At 73.9% G+C, this 13,262-nt stretch carries 15 protein-coding genes; 9 read left to right on the top strand and 6 right to left on the bottom strand.

What is annotated here, in order from left to right:
- Positions 1-78 precede the first annotated feature (78 nt).
- From IR158_RS19015 to IR158_RS19005, 3 genes are all read left to right on the top strand, one after another.
- Entirely contained in the window at positions 79-627 is a 549-nt protein-coding gene (locus tag IR158_RS19015) for an ASCH domain-containing protein (RefSeq protein ID WP_291816007.1), read from the top strand.
- A gap of 53 nt (positions 628-680) precedes the next feature.
- On the top strand, positions 681-1,745 hold the full coding sequence (locus tag IR158_RS19010; protein WP_291816005.1) for a 3-isopropylmalate dehydrogenase: 1,065 nt from the start codon (positions 681-683) through the stop codon (positions 1,743-1,745).
- A 127-nt stretch (positions 1,746-1,872) separates the two neighbouring features.
- Positions 1,873-2,979, top strand: coding sequence for a branched-chain amino acid aminotransferase (locus tag IR158_RS19005; protein WP_291816002.1), 1,107 nt, complete (start codon positions 1,873-1,875; stop codon positions 2,977-2,979).
- 24 nt (positions 2,980-3,003) lie between these two features.
- On the opposite strand, the gene IR158_RS19000 is transcribed toward IR158_RS19005, so the two are convergent.
- The gene (locus IR158_RS19000) at positions 3,004-3,591 is read right to left on the bottom strand and encodes a hypothetical protein (protein WP_291816000.1); all 588 of its coding nucleotides are present in this window, start codon (positions 3,589-3,591) and stop codon (positions 3,004-3,006) included.
- A 402-nt stretch (positions 3,592-3,993) separates the two neighbouring features.
- Here IR158_RS19000 and cimA point away from each other — a divergent pair, with 402 nt between their 5' ends.
- The 3 genes from cimA (at position 3,994) to IR158_RS18985 (ending at position 7,761) form a co-directional block, all read left to right on the top strand.
- Positions 3,994-5,643, top strand: a complete 1,650-nt coding sequence (gene cimA, locus IR158_RS18995) for a citramalate synthase (protein ID WP_291815997.1) — start codon at positions 3,994-3,996, stop codon at positions 5,641-5,643.
- A 97-nt stretch (positions 5,644-5,740) separates the two neighbouring features.
- A complete protein-coding gene (locus tag IR158_RS18990) occupies positions 5,741-6,649 on the top strand; it encodes a hypothetical protein (protein WP_291815994.1) in 909 nt (302 codons plus the stop codon).
- Between the two features lie 35 nt (positions 6,650-6,684).
- Positions 6,685-7,761: a biotin/lipoate A/B protein ligase family protein gene (locus tag IR158_RS18985; RefSeq protein WP_291815992.1), complete on the top strand. Its 1,077-nt coding sequence runs from the start codon at positions 6,685-6,687 to the stop codon at positions 7,759-7,761.
- A 32-nt stretch (positions 7,762-7,793) separates the two neighbouring features.
- On the opposite strand, the gene IR158_RS18980 is transcribed toward IR158_RS18985, so the two are convergent.
- The 3 genes from IR158_RS18980 to IR158_RS18970 are packed head-to-tail and all read right to left on the bottom strand — an operon-like array spanning position 7,794 to position 9,324.
- Positions 7,794-8,153, bottom strand: coding sequence for a DUF202 domain-containing protein (locus IR158_RS18980; RefSeq protein WP_291815989.1), 360 nt, complete (start codon positions 8,151-8,153; stop codon positions 7,794-7,796).
- Positions 8,150-8,530: a DUF202 domain-containing protein gene (locus tag IR158_RS18975; protein ID WP_291815986.1), complete on the bottom strand. Its 381-nt coding sequence runs from the start codon at positions 8,528-8,530 to the stop codon at positions 8,150-8,152. The genes IR158_RS18980 and IR158_RS18975 overlap by 4 nt, the downstream gene beginning before the upstream one ends.
- Before the next feature lie 41 nt (positions 8,531-8,571).
- Positions 8,572-9,324, bottom strand: coding sequence for a YggS family pyridoxal phosphate-dependent enzyme (locus tag IR158_RS18970; RefSeq protein WP_291815982.1), 753 nt, complete (start codon positions 9,322-9,324; stop codon positions 8,572-8,574).
- A gap of 147 nt (positions 9,325-9,471) precedes the next feature.
- On the opposite strand from IR158_RS18970, the gene IR158_RS18965 reads away from it, so the two are divergent.
- The 3 genes from IR158_RS18965 (at position 9,472) to IR158_RS18955 (ending at position 11,864) form a co-directional block, all read left to right on the top strand.
- Positions 9,472-10,023 carry a YqgE/AlgH family protein gene (locus IR158_RS18965; protein ID WP_291815979.1) on the top strand — a complete coding sequence of 184 codons (552 nt, stop codon included), beginning with the start codon at positions 9,472-9,474 and terminating at the stop codon, positions 10,021-10,023.
- 150 nt (positions 10,024-10,173) lie between these two features.
- Positions 10,174-11,364 (top strand): MFS transporter, encoded by a 1,191-nt coding sequence (locus IR158_RS18960; RefSeq protein WP_291815976.1) that lies wholly within the window; start codon positions 10,174-10,176, stop codon positions 11,362-11,364.
- Positions 11,365-11,465: 101 nt separating this feature from the next.
- The gene (locus tag IR158_RS18955; protein WP_291815973.1) at positions 11,466-11,864 is read left to right on the top strand and encodes a YccF domain-containing protein; all 399 of its coding nucleotides are present in this window, start codon (positions 11,466-11,468) and stop codon (positions 11,862-11,864) included.
- Positions 11,865-11,872: 8 nt separating this feature from the next.
- Here IR158_RS18955 and ybaK read toward each other — a convergent pair whose 3' ends face one another.
- Positions 11,873-12,373, bottom strand: coding sequence for a Cys-tRNA(Pro) deacylase (gene ybaK / locus IR158_RS18950; RefSeq protein ID WP_291815971.1), 501 nt, complete (start codon positions 12,371-12,373; stop codon positions 11,873-11,875).
- A gap of 17 nt (positions 12,374-12,390) precedes the next feature.
- The gene (locus IR158_RS18945) at positions 12,391-13,002 is read right to left on the bottom strand and encodes a VIT1/CCC1 transporter family protein (RefSeq protein ID WP_291815968.1); all 612 of its coding nucleotides are present in this window, start codon (positions 13,000-13,002) and stop codon (positions 12,391-12,393) included.
- Between the last annotated feature and the right edge of the window lie 260 nt (positions 13,003-13,262).

The raw sequence follows: 13,262 nt of genomic DNA, 5'->3' as shown, positions 1-13,262 counted from the left end.
GCAGGTCCTGAGGGAGGATCACGGCGCGGCCTCGCCCGGCGGGGCTCTCGCACACGCGGACGACGACGAGGGGTGACCATGACCGACCAGCCGACGGCGGGTGCCGAGACCGGCACGCAGGACACGCGCATCAGCGACTTCTGGGACGCGGCGCGCGGGCACCTGGGCTGGGGCAAGCTCGACACGGTGCTGGGGGAGTCGGTCGACGGTGCCGTGCCGCCTCCCGCCTGGTCGTTCGGCGACGACGCGCGGCTCGCCGACGAGCTCCTGGGGCTGGTCCTCGACGGGCGCAAGACCGCGACGTCCACCGCGCTGGTCGAGTTCACGTCCGGCGACGAGCCGCTGCCGCGGGTGGGTGACGTGTCGATCGTGCTGGACTCCGCGGGCGACCCGCGGGCACTGCTGCGCACGACCGAGGTCGAGGTCGTGCCGTTCGACCGGGTCGGTGCGGAGCACGCCGCCGCGGAGGGTGAGGGGGACCGCTCGCTGGCGTCGTGGCAGCGGGAGCACGAGGTGTACTGGCGCCGGGTGCTGGGCGACGAGGGCTTCGCGCCGACGATGGACGTCGTGACGGAGCGGTTCGAGCTCGTCTACCCGAAGGACGGTCCGGCGCCCGCCGTCGACTGACCGAACCGTGAGACGGTGATTCCGAGGCGTGGACACCGGGTTACGCTGGTCCCATGGCTGACACGACCCCGTCCTCGCTCCTGAACCTGGCCGTCGTGGCTGGTGACGGCATCGGCACGGAGGTCGTCGAGCAAGGGCTCCTCGTGCTCGAGCAGGTCCTGCACGGGACGGGCACGACGGTCCGCACCACCGACTTCGACCTCGGCGCGCGCCGCTGGCACGCCACCGGACAGACCCTCACGGACGAGGACCTGGCGGCGATCCGCACGCACGACGCGATCCTCCTCGGGGCGATCGGCGACCCGGGCGTCCCCTCCGGGGTGCTCGAGCGCGGGCTGCTGCTCAAGCTGCGCTTCGCGCTCGACCACTACGTGAACCTGCGCCCTGGCAAGCTCTTCCCCGGGGTGACGAGCCCGCTGGCCGCCCCCGGTGACGTCGACTTCGTCGTCGTGCGCGAGGGCACCGAGGGCCCGTACGTCGGCAACGGTGGCGCGATCCGCGTCGGCACGCCGCACGAGGTGGCCAACGAGGTCAGCGTGAACACCGCGTTCGGTGTCGAGCGCGTGGTGCGGGACGCCTTCGCGCGTGCCGCGGCCCGCCCGCGCAAGAAGCTCACGCTCGTGCACAAGCACAACGTGCTCGTGCACGCGGGGCACCTGTGGCGCCGGACGGTCGAGGCCGTCAACGCCGAGTTCCCGGACGTCACCGTGGACTACCTGCACGTGGACGCCGCGACGATCTTCCTGGTGACCAACCCGTCGCGCTTCGACGTCATCGTCACGGACAACCTGTTCGGCGACATCCTCACCGACCTGGCGGCAGCGATCACCGGCGGCATCGGGCTGGCGGCCTCGGCCAACATCAACCCCGACCGCACGGCCCCGAGCATGTTCGAGCCCGTGCACGGCTCCGCGCCGGACATCGCCGGCCAGGGCAAGGCCGACCCCACGGCGACGGTGCTGTCGGTCGCCATGCTGCTCGACCACGTCGGCCTGCCCGCCGCCGCGCGCGCGGTCGAGGCAGCGGTCGCCGCCGACCTGGCCGAGCGCGGTGCGGCCGAGCGAGTACGCTCGACGGCCGAGGTGGGCAAGGACCTCGCCGCCCGCGTCGCCGGCTGACCCTCGGGGTCGAGCCGACCGCGGCAGGCGCGACGCGTCCGTCGGTCCGCAGGCTCCTGCCTGCACCTGTCCACCCGGCCGTCCGCACCGGTACCGTCGACGTCGACCCTGGTGAAAGGCCCCCCTGATGAGCACGGTGACGACCCCTTCGTCCGACACGTTCCGGATCAACCGCAGCGACGCGCCCGCGTCCGTCGCCGACCGCGAGGCCGCGCTGGCCTCGCCGCAGTTCGGCGTCGTCTTCACCGACCACATGGCGCGGGTGTCCTGGACGCACGCCGCCGGCTGGACGGACCGCCGGGTCGAGAGGTACGGCCCGCTGCAGCTCGACCCCGCCACCGCGGTCCTGCACTACGGGCAGGAGATCTTCGAGGGTCTCAAGGCCTACCGGCAGCCCGACGGCTCGGTGTGGTCGTTCCGGCCGGAGGCCAACGCCGCGCGCTTCGCCCGGTCAGCGCGTCGGCTCGCGCTGCCCGAGCTCTCCGCGGCCGACTTCCTCGGCGCGATCACCGCGCTGGTCGACGTGGACCGCGACTGGGTCCCGTCGGGCGAGGAGACGAGCCTGTACCTGCGCCCGTTCATGTACGCCTCGGAGCCGTTCCTGGGCGTGCGGGCCTCGCGGCAGGCGGAGTTCCTGGTCATCGCGTCGCCCGTCGGCCCGTACTTCGCCGGCGGGGTGAAGCCCGTCTCCATCTGGGTGTCGCGGGAGTACCACCGGGCCGGGGCCGGCGGGACGGGCGCCGCCAAGTGCGGAGGCAACTACGCGGCGAGCCTGCTGCCGCAGCAGGAGGCGTACGCCAAGGGCTTCGAGCAGGTGTGCTTCCTGGACGACCGCACGGGCACGCAGCTCGAGGAGCTCGGCGGCATGAACATCGTCGTCGTGAACGCCGACGGGTCCGTGGTGACACCCCCGGTGTCGGGCACGATCCTCGAAGGCGTCACGCGCTCGTCCATCCTCACGCTGCTCGCCGAGGCGGGCCACGAGGTCGCCGAGCGGCCCGTGCTCCTGGACGACCTGCGCGCGGGACTCGCCGACGGCAGCATCACCGAGGTGTTCGCGTGCGGCACCGCAGCCGTGATGACGCCCATCGGCCGGCTCGCGAGCGACGACTTCGACCTCGTCGTGGGCGACGGGACCGCCGGCCCGGTGACGACGCGCATCCGCGCACAGCTCACGGACATCCAGTACGGCCGCGCCGCCGACCCGCACGGCTGGATGCACCGGCTCGTCTGAGGGGGCCCGCCGGGCGGCCGGTCGTCAGACGGCCACCCGGCGGACCGTCCAGCCCAGGACGCCCGTCAGCAGCGACCACACGGCGATGCCGATGAACAGGTTGACCACGCCCGACGCGATCGCCGACCCGAGCGCGTCGGTCCACGTGAGGGGCAGCAGTGTCGCCACGACGGTGGCCAGGCCGAGGATCCAGCCGAAGAACGCCCGCGGACGCGGGGTCGTCAGCACCAGGAGCTGCAGCAGGGCACCGGCGGCCACCGCGACGAGGATCCCGCCGAGGACGTACGCGCCCATCGGTGACCCGGCGCCGAAGGGGTCGCGGAACACCAGGTCGATGCGCAGGATCTGGTCGAGCACGATGACCCCGACGACGCCCACGAGCGCGGCGACGAGGGCGGTGGCCGCGACACCGGCCCAGAACCGACCCGTCTCGACGGTGAGGCGGGTCTCGGTGCGTGCTGCCGCGGGCGCGGCGGGCCCTGCGGGAGACACGGCCGGCGGGCCACCGGCTGATGCCGCCGAGGTCGGCCGAGGGGCTGCGGCGGCCGGGGGGACCGCCTCGTACCTGCGGGTCGGCTCGTCCTGCGGCCGGCCGGAGGTGGGGATCGACATCGTCGGCTCCTGTCTCGCACGGGACGTCGGGACGCGCGGACGCGTGACGTCGCAGCACACGCTAGCGACCGGGCGCCCGTTCGGCACCGGTTGCTCCCGGTTCACGGGGCCGCCCCGCACCGGAACCACTCGTCCGCATGATGGACGGGCTGCCGCGGAGGCGCCTGGTGTGCCACCATCGCCCCTGTGACCCGCTTCACTCTCATCATCGTGTAGCGCGTCGGCCGACCAGCCGACGCGCAGACCTCCCGCACCCCCGGGGGGTCTTTTTGTTGGTCCAGACACCGTGGGCACCACCCCCGCCCGCGGTCCGTCGACGAGGCACCGGCACCACCCCCCGCCGGACGCGCACCCGCTGCCACGCTCGCCGACGCACGCCCGTACCGCACCGAGGAGCCCTGCGTGACCCAGTCCACGGAACCCACGTCGACCGGCCCGACCCCGCCGTCGACGTTCCACGTCTACGACACGACCCTGCGCGACGGCGCCCAGCAGGAGGGCATCAACCTGTCGGTGGCCGACAAGCTGACGATCGCGCCGATGCTCGACGAGCTCGGCGTGGGGTTCATCGAGGGTGGCTGGCCGGGCGCCGTGCCGAAGGACACGGAGTTCTTCAAGCGGGCCGCGAAGGAGCTGGACCTGCGCAACGCGGAGCTGGCCGCGTTCGGTGCGACGCGCAAGGTCGGGGTCCGGGCGGCCGAGGACCCGCAGGTCCGTGCGCTCCTGGACTCCGAGGCGCCCGTCGTGACGCTCGTCGCGAAGTTCGACGTCCGGCACGTCGAGCGTGCGCTGCGCACGACCCCGGACGAGGGCCTGGCGATGATCGCGGACACCGTGACGTTCCTCCGGCGCGAGGGCCGCCGCGTCTTCGTCGACGCCGAGCACTTCTTCGACGGCTACCGGTACGACGCGGACTTCTCCCGCCGCGCCGTGACGACGGCGTTCGAGGCAGGTGCCGAGGTCGTGGCGCTGTGCGACACCAACGGCGGCATGCTGCCTGACTGGGTCCGGCAGATCGTGCACGAGGTGCGCTCGGTCGCGGGCCCCGACGCGCTGCTCGGCATGCACGCACACAACGACTCCGGGTGCGCGGTCGCCAACACGCTCGCCGCCGTCGACTCGGGCTGTACGCACGTGCAGGGCACGGTCAACGGGTACGGCGAGCGCACCGGCAACGCGGACCTCCTGTCGGTCGTCGCGAACCTCGAGCTCAAGCTCGGCCGCCAGGTGCTCGCGCGCGACCCCGACGTGGCGGGTGGGCTGGCCGAGCTGACGCGGATCGCGCACGCCATCAGCGAGATAACGAACATCTCGCCGTTCGCCCGCCAGCCGTACGTCGGGGCGAGCGCCTTCGCGCACAAGGCGGGCATCCACGCATCGGCGATCAAGGTCGACCCGGACCTGTACCAGCACGCCGACCCGGAGCTCGTCGGCAACGACATGCGCATGCTCGTCTCCGACATGGCGGGCCGGGCGTCCATCGAGCTCAAGGGGCGGCAGCTCGGCATCGACCTCGCGGAGCACCCGGACGTCCTGTCGCGCGTGATGCACCGTGTGAAGGACGCCGAGGCCTGCGGCTACACGTTCGAGGCGGCCGACGCGTCGTTCGAGCTGCTGCTCGTCGAGGAGCTCGACGGCGCGCGGCCGGCCTACTTCACGGTCGAGTCGTGGCGCACGATCGTCGAGCGCAACGGCGGACGGGGGACGGCCGCGACGGCGGAGGCGACCGTCAAGCTGCACGCGGGCGGCGAGCGCATCATCACCACCGGTGAGGGCAACGGGCCCGTCAACGCGCTCGACCACGCGCTGCGGCTGGCGCTGGGGCGCGTGTACCCGGAGCTCGCGGAGTTCGAGCTCATCGACTTCAAGGTCCGCATCCTCGACCAGATGCAGGGGACCGACGCGGTGACGCGTGTGCTGATCGAGAGCACGGACGGTCAGACGTCGTGGAGCACCGTCGGTGTCGGGCCCAACCTGATCGAGGCGTCGTGGGAGGCGCTCACCGACTCGGCGATCTGGGGTCTGCGCCATCACGGGGTCCGGCCGCGCTGATCGGACGCATGTCCAGCGGGTCGTCGCGCCGGGGGCGCGCGCACGGCCTAGCCTCGGGTTGGCACCGAGGCCTGAGCGAACGGAAAGGAGTCCCCGCGTGTCCGGCACCGCCCCCGAGCCGTCCGACGCCGCGAGGACGCGCCCGGACACGCCTCCGGAGGACGGCGACCTGGCGGATCCAGCGCCCAGGGGCGCCCGCGGGTGGCGGTGGCTCGTCGCGGCGCTCGTCGTCGTGCTGGTCGCCCTCCTCGCGTGGCGGCCGTGGGACGCGCCCGATCCGGTGGTCGTGCCCTCGCCCGATGCCGTGACGACGCTCGAGACCCCGGTCGAGCCGACGCCGGAGGCGACGCCGAGCCCGACGTCGAGCCCGGCGCCGCGGCCGGGTGCCAACGCCGTCTTCGACCCGACGACGGCCGCCACGCTGTTCTCGACGAGCGCGGACCTCGAGGCAGGCGTTCCGGCGGCGGCGGCGGGTGTCTCGCGAGGGCTGGAGCCGGGGAGCCGGCCGTGGGGGCTGCGCGACGGCGCCCGGGTCGAGCCCGCGTCCTGCACAGCGGCGGTCACGGTCGTGTCGGTGCCGCCGTCGCACCACGACGCGGCGTCGTGGGGCAACGAGGAGTTCACGTTCGAGGAGGACGTGGTGCTGCTGCTGGACCCGGCAGCGGCCCGGGCCGCGTTCCGTGCGCTGGTGACGACCGTGGACGAGTGCCCGCGGTACGCGCTCGTCGAGCCCGGGACGGACGGCACCCGGTGGACGGCCGAGCCGGCACTCGAGGGGCAGGGGGTCTTCCCCGCGATCGTGCACGACGTCACCGCGGAGGTCGACGGCGACACGTTCCAGCAGACGACCGGTCACGTCCTGGTCGGCAACGCGATCCTCACGTGGACCGCGACCGCGCTCGACGCGGAGGACCGCGAGGCGGCCAGGGCGGTGCTGGGCGAGCCGGCCGCGCTCAGCGAGATGGTGGAGCGGCGGGCGCTCGCCGCGGTCCGCGGGATCACCTGACACGGGCGCACCACCGGCGCACCTAGGGTGGTCCTGTGCACGGTGAGTACAAGGTTCCCGGTGGCAAGCTCGTGGTCGTCGATCTCGAGGTCGGTGAGGGTCTGCTGCGGGACGTGAGCGTCTCGGGCGACTTCTTCCTCGAGCCCGACGACGCGTTGGGAGTCCTCTCGGACGCGCTGGACGGTGTGGCCGCGGACGCGGGTGTCTCCCAGCTCGCCCGTGTGCTCGACGACGCTCTCTCCCTCGCGGTCGACCAGGGCCGGATCGCCGGGCCGGTCGCGATGGTCGGGTTCGACGTCCGCTCGGTCGCGCTGGCCGTCCGGCGTGCCCTCGGGCGCTCGACGGCGTGGGGGGACCACGAGTTCGCGCTGCTGCACCCTGGCCCCATGCCCCCGGCGATGCACGTCGCTCTCGACCAGGTGCTCACCGAGGAGCTCGACGCGGGCCGGCGGGGTCCCACCCTGCGCTTCTGGGAGTGGGACGAGCCCGCGGTCGTCATCGGCTCGTTCCAGTCCCTGCGCAACGAGGTGGACCTCGAGGCGGCGGAACGCCTGGGCGTCACCGTGGTGCGGCGGATCTCCGGCGGCGGTGCCATGTTCATGGAGGCGGGCAACTGCATCACGTTCTCGCTGGTCGTGCCCGGGTCGCTCGTCGACGGGATGTCGTTCGAGGACTCGTACGCGTTCCTCAACGACTGGGTGCTCGGTGCGCTGGCCGACGTGGGCGTCACCGCGACGACGACCGGCCTGAACGACATCTCGTCCTCGGCGGGCAAGCTGGCCGGGTCCGCGCAGAAGCGGCTCGCGGGCGGGGCCGTGCTGCACCACGTGACCATGGCGTACGACATCGACGCGGACAAGATGCTGCAGGTGCTGCGGATCGGACGCGAGAAGCTGTCCGACAAGGGGACGCGGTCGGCGAACAAGCGGGTCGACCCCGTGCGCTCGCAGACCCACCTCCCGCGTGAGCAGGTCATCGACGCCTTCGTCGCGCACTTCCGGTCGCGCTACCGCACCGTGGACGACGACCTGCGCCCGGCCGAGCTCGAGCGGGCACGCGAGCTGATGTCGACACGGTTCACCGACCCGGGGTGGACCGCCCGCGTGCCCTGAGGTCGCTGCGGAGCGAGGGTCGCCCGGCCGGGTCACCGGGCCAGGTCGGCGGGCCAGGTCAGCACGACGACGAGCGCGGCGACGCCGAGGAGCACGAGGGCCGCGGCGCAGGCCGTGACCAGTCGACCACCCGGCTCGCGGCCGACGGCCGGTGACGCCCCGGGCGCGGGCCGGCGTCTGCTGTGGAGATCGGACCGGCGGCGCCGCGCAGCGCGCAGCAGGACGACGGCCAGGAGCGTCCCGGCGAGCGTCACCGACCAGGCGGCGACCCCCCAGATCTCGACCAGCAGGCGACCGGCGGCCGCCGACCCGGCGACGAGCCCCAGCGCCGTCCGCCGCCACGCCAGTGCCGTGCGCTCGGCAGCGAGGGACGGGTGCGGGCGTGCGGTCATGCGCGCAGCAGGCCGAGCAGGACGAGCACGCCCGCGACGCCGACGCCGACGACCAGGAGGCCGAACCCGACGGGTGCGGGCAGCGGGTCGCTGCGGCGCATCGCCCGCTCGGTTCGAGACCACCCCCACCACGCCACGGCCGGAGCGAGCGTCCCCACGGCGATGAGCAGGACGGCCGCGGCGAGCCGCAGCCCGCGCTCGACGGGCAGGTCGAGAGCCTCGAGGGCGACGCCACCGGCCAGCAGCGCGAGGCCGGTGCGCGCCCACGCGAGGAAGGTGCGCTCGTTGGCGAGCGAGAACCGGGCGTCGGGCTCGGAGCCGGCGCCGTACACCCACCGCGGGAAGCGTCGGTCGGCACGTGGCTGTGCGGGCTCCATGCGCCCATCCTCCCGGCCGGCTGGCTCCGGCGCCCGGGCGGTCACCCGTGTGCCTCGGCCGCAGGTCGGGAGCCGAACACCGCGGTCCCCACCCGGACGACCGTGGCGCCCTCCGCGACGGCGATCTCGAGGTCGCCGCTCATCCCCATGGACAGGCCGTGCGCACCGGCCGTGCCCGGCGCCCCGGAGCCGACGACCTCGTCGCGGACGCCCCGCAGCCGCGCGAACCCGGCGCGCACGACGCGCTCGTCGTCGCTGCGTGCACCCACGGTCATGAACCCGGCGAGCCGGAGCCCGGGCAGCGCGGCGACCCGTGCCGCCAGCTCCGCCGCGTCGTCGGGGCGAGCGCCGTGCTTGCTCGCCTCGCCCGACACGTTGACCTGGACCCAGACGTCGAGCGGCACGTCGCGCTGCTGCATCCGCGCGGACAGGCGCTGCGCGAGCGCGTCGTCCGCAACGGACTCGACGGCCGCCGCCCACCGCAGCGCGGCGTTCACCTTGTTCGACTGCAGGGGGCCGATGACGTGCCACGTCGGGGTGAGATCCACGAGGGCCGGGGCCTTCGCGACGAGCTCCTGCACGCGGTTCTCGCCCAGGAGGACCGGCGGGGTCGCCGAGCCTGCGGCCCTGGCGGCGGCGTCGGCCAGCAGGGCGGCGCGCACCGTCGCCACGTCCATCGTCTTGGACGCGAGCAGCACCTGGACCTCGGACGTCACGCGCCCCGCCGCGGCGCACGCCGCTGCGACCCGCTCCTGCACCTGCGCCAGACGGCGCGCCACGTCCTCGCTGCTCACGCCCCGACCGTACCGGCCGGTGCGCTTCCGGCCTGTCGTGTGCCCGGCGTGCCCGCCACCGGGCAGCGTCGAACCGTACGGGCGAAACCGCGGCCCGTCTCGGCGCCTGTGTGGCGCGCGGGGGCGCGCCGGTCGCATGCTGGCGGCATGGAGGGGTGCACGGGGCGGCTGCTCGTCGCGACACCGGGGCTGCAGGACCGCAGCTTCCGGCGTGCGGTCGTGCTCGTCCTCGAGCACACGGACACGGGTGCGTTGGGTGTGGTCCTCGACCGACCGCTCGACCTCGACGCGAGCTCGGTGCTGCCCCAGTGGCAGGACCACCTGAGCGCACCGGGCCGCCTGTTCCAGGGCGGTCCCGTGGCACGGGACACGGCGCTCGCACTCGCCGACCTCCCGGACGCCGACCCCCCGCCCGGCGTGCAGGCGCTGAACGACCGGCTCGGTGTGGTCGACCTCGAGGCGCCGCCCGCGCTCGTCGTCGACGGCGTCCGTGGCCTGCGCGTCTTCATCGGGTACTCCGGCTGGTCCGCCGGGCAGCTCGACCGCGAGATCGAGCTGGGCGGGTGGTTCGTGGTCGACCCCGAGCCCGGCGACGTGTTCAGCGCCGACCCGCGCGGCCTGTGGCGCCGCGTCCTGCGCCGCCAGCCGGGCGACCTGGCGCTGCTGTCGACGGCTCCCGACGACCCGTCGATGAACTGACCCTCGGCACGGCGGGGGCACCACGTCGGCGTGCGGGTGCTAGCGTCCGCGCGATGCTCTGGACCCTCGCGCCGATCGACGTCGACGCGGACCCCACGGTCGCGGGGTAGCGCGATGTCTCACGGGCACGCCGGTGGTGGTGCCGCACCGGTGACGATCTGGTCGCGCGGCTTCGTCCACGTCCTCGTGATCAACCTGGGCGTCAGCGTCGCCCAGCTCATGGTCAACACGCTCGTGCCCAAGCTCGCGGTCGTGCTCGGCGCGTCGGCCGTGGTCGTGGGCGTCGTGTCGGGGATGTTCGCGGTCACGGCGCTCGGCGTGCGTCCCGTGGTCGGGCCCGCGACCGCCCGCATCCGGCTGAACCACCTGCTCCCCGGGACCACCGGGGTGATGCTGCTCGCGTTCGTCACGTACGCCGTGGCCGACAGCATCCCGGTGATGATGGCGGGGCGGCTGCTGCACGGCGCGGGGATGGGCTTCCTCGCGCCGGTCATGCTGGCGCTCGCGAGCGAGAACCTGCCGGAGCGGCGGATGGCGTCCGGGATCGGCGTGTTCTCGCTCGGGCAGGCCGCGGCCACGGCGATCGGTCCGTCGATCGGTCTGGCCCTGCAGCCCGTGATCGGCTACGAGGGCACGTTCCTCGTCGGTGCGGCCGTGCTCGCGGTCGCCCTGCTGCTCGCGCTGCGGGTGCCCACCCACCCGCCCGTGGACGCGGCCGGCCGCGTGTTCTCCTGGCGGGCCTTCGTCGCGGTGGAGGCGGTCGTGCCCGCCGTCGTGCTCTTCTTCCTCGCCGGCGCCTACTCCGGCGTCAACTCGTTCGTCGTGCTGTACGGGGAGGCGCGCGGCGTGACGGACATCGGGTTGTTCTTCACCGCGTACGCGGTCTTCGTCCTCGTCTCGCGTCCCGTCGCCGGCAGGATCGCCGACCGGCACGGGCTGGGCACCGTGATCGTGCCCGGCATGCTGGTCTTCGCGGCGTCCTTCGTGCTCCTGAGCCGGGCGCGCACGCTCACCGACTTCCTCGTGGCCGGGGCGGTCTCGGCGTTCGGGTACGGCGTGTGCCAGCCGTCCGTCCAGACGATGGCCCTGATGTCGGTCGACAGGACCCGCCGGGCGGTCGCCGGCAACACGAGCTACATCGGCGTCGACGTCGGCTACCTCGTCATGCCGGTGGCTGCCGGGTCGGTCGTGTCGGTCGTCGGGGCGCGGGGGGCGGACCTGGCGACGAGCTACTCGGCCATGTACCTGGCGCTGGTCGTGCCCGTCGTGCTGGGCCTGCTCGTGTACGTCGTCCACGGCCGACGGGCAGCGCGGGTCCGGGAGGCGGGCCCCGACGGCTGAGGCGCCGGACCGCCGCACCCAGGGAGCCCGGGTGGCGGTCCGGGTCGAGATCGGGGAGGTCCCGGATGCCGCGCGACGGCGACCGGTGGGAGAGTCGTCGTGTGAAGACCCTGCTGAACGTCATCTGGCTCGTGTTCGCCGGCGCGTGGCTCGCCCTGGGCTACGTGGCTGCCGGTGTCGTCTGCTGCGTGCTGATCGTCACGATCCCGTTCGGCATCGCGTCGTTCCGCATCGCGAGCTACGTGCTGTGGCCCTTCGGGCGCACGATCGTGGAGAAGCCGACCGCGGGGGCGATGTCGGCCATCGGCAACGTCATCTGGGTGATCGTCGCGGGGATCTGGCTCGCGATCGGTCACGTCGCGACGGCGATCCCGCTGTTCGTGTCCATCATCGGCATCCCCATGGGCATCGCGAACCTCAAGCTCATCCCGGTGTCCCTCGTGCCGCTGGGCAAGCAGATCGTCCCGACGGACCGCGCGTTCGCCGCGTACGGGCACTGACGGGCGGATCAGCTCCGGCCCACGTCAGCGACGACCGCGTCGGTGAGTCGCACGAGGTCGTCGGGCGCGAGCTCGACGTCCAACCCGCGCCGCCCGCCGGAGACCAGCACGGTGTCGAAGAGCCACACGGTCTCGTCGACGACCGTCCGCAGCGCGGTCCGCTGGCCCAGGGGCGAGATGCCGCCGACGACGTAGCCGGTCGCACGCTCGGCGGCGTGCGGGTCGGCCATCGCGGCGCGCTTGCCGCCCACGGCGGCGGCGAGCGCCTTCAGGTCGAGCCTGCCCGTGACCGGCACGACCGCGACCGTCAACGTGCCGTCGACCTCGGCGACGAGCGTCTTGAAGACCTGCTCGGGCGGGACCCCCAGCACCTGCGCGGCCTCGAGCCCGTAGCCCAGGTCGCTCGCGGGGTCGTGCTCGTAGGTGTGCGCAGTGTGCGGCACGCCGGCCGCCACGAGTGCCACCAGTGCGGGGGTCCCGGTGCTCGCGCGCGCGTCCTTCCTGGCCACCCGCCCAGGGTAGGGCGTCAGAGGGCGACGCCCACGAGGGCGCCGATCCCGTAGGTCACGGCCATCGCGAGCGAGCCGCCCAGCACGTTGCGCAGCACCGAGCGGCCCTGCGGCGCACCGGTGAAGCGCGAGGACGCCCAGCCGGTGATGACCAGCGCGACCAGCACCGCCGCGAACGTCACCGGCACGCGCGCTGCGGTGCTCCACGGGGCCAGCACCACGAGCAGCGGGATCAGCGCACCGAGCGTGAACGCGGTCATCGACGCGAGCGCCGCGTGCCACGGGTTCGTGAACTCGTGGTCCACGTCGTTGATGGGCCGGCCGGACTCGGCGGCGACCCGCTCCGCGTCGCGCTGGCTGCTCACGGACACGTACTCGCCCGACGCCATCGACAGCGCGCCGGCGACGAGGGCGGCACCCCCCGCCAGCGCGATCGTCGACGTCGACGCCGCAGCCCCGGCGACACCCACGACCGTCGCCGCGACCGACACGATGCCGTCGTTGGCGCCCAGCACACCGGCGCGCAACCAGTTCAACCCGGCGTTCGACGCCGCCGGCGCGGGGCCCGAGGGGCGCCTGCCGTGCAGCAGCGCGCCGAGGCCTGAGGGACGCTCCGTGGTCGTGGTCATGGGCCACCGTAGGCACGACCCGACGCGTCTGTCACCGCAGGAAAGGCTGACCTGACCTGCACGAATGCAGGTGTGCCTACCCTTCGTCCGCTTTTCCGCGACGCGTCCCCCCGCCCGCGGAGGTGACTGGATTGCTCCCTCGCGGGGGGGGGGGGGGGGGGGGGGGCCCCCCCCCCCCCCCCCCCCCCCGGGGGGGGGGGGGGGGGTGGGATTCAGGCCCGGGGGTGTGGGGGGGGGGGGGTTTGCTCTCCCGGGGGGGG

The organism is Cellulomonas sp. (assembly GCF_015234515.1).
GTDB lineage: Bacteria > Actinomycetota > Actinomycetes > Actinomycetales > Cellulomonadaceae > Cellulomonas.
Note: the sequence above shows the minus strand (reverse complement) of the source record. Positions and strands in the feature narration are given on the sequence as shown.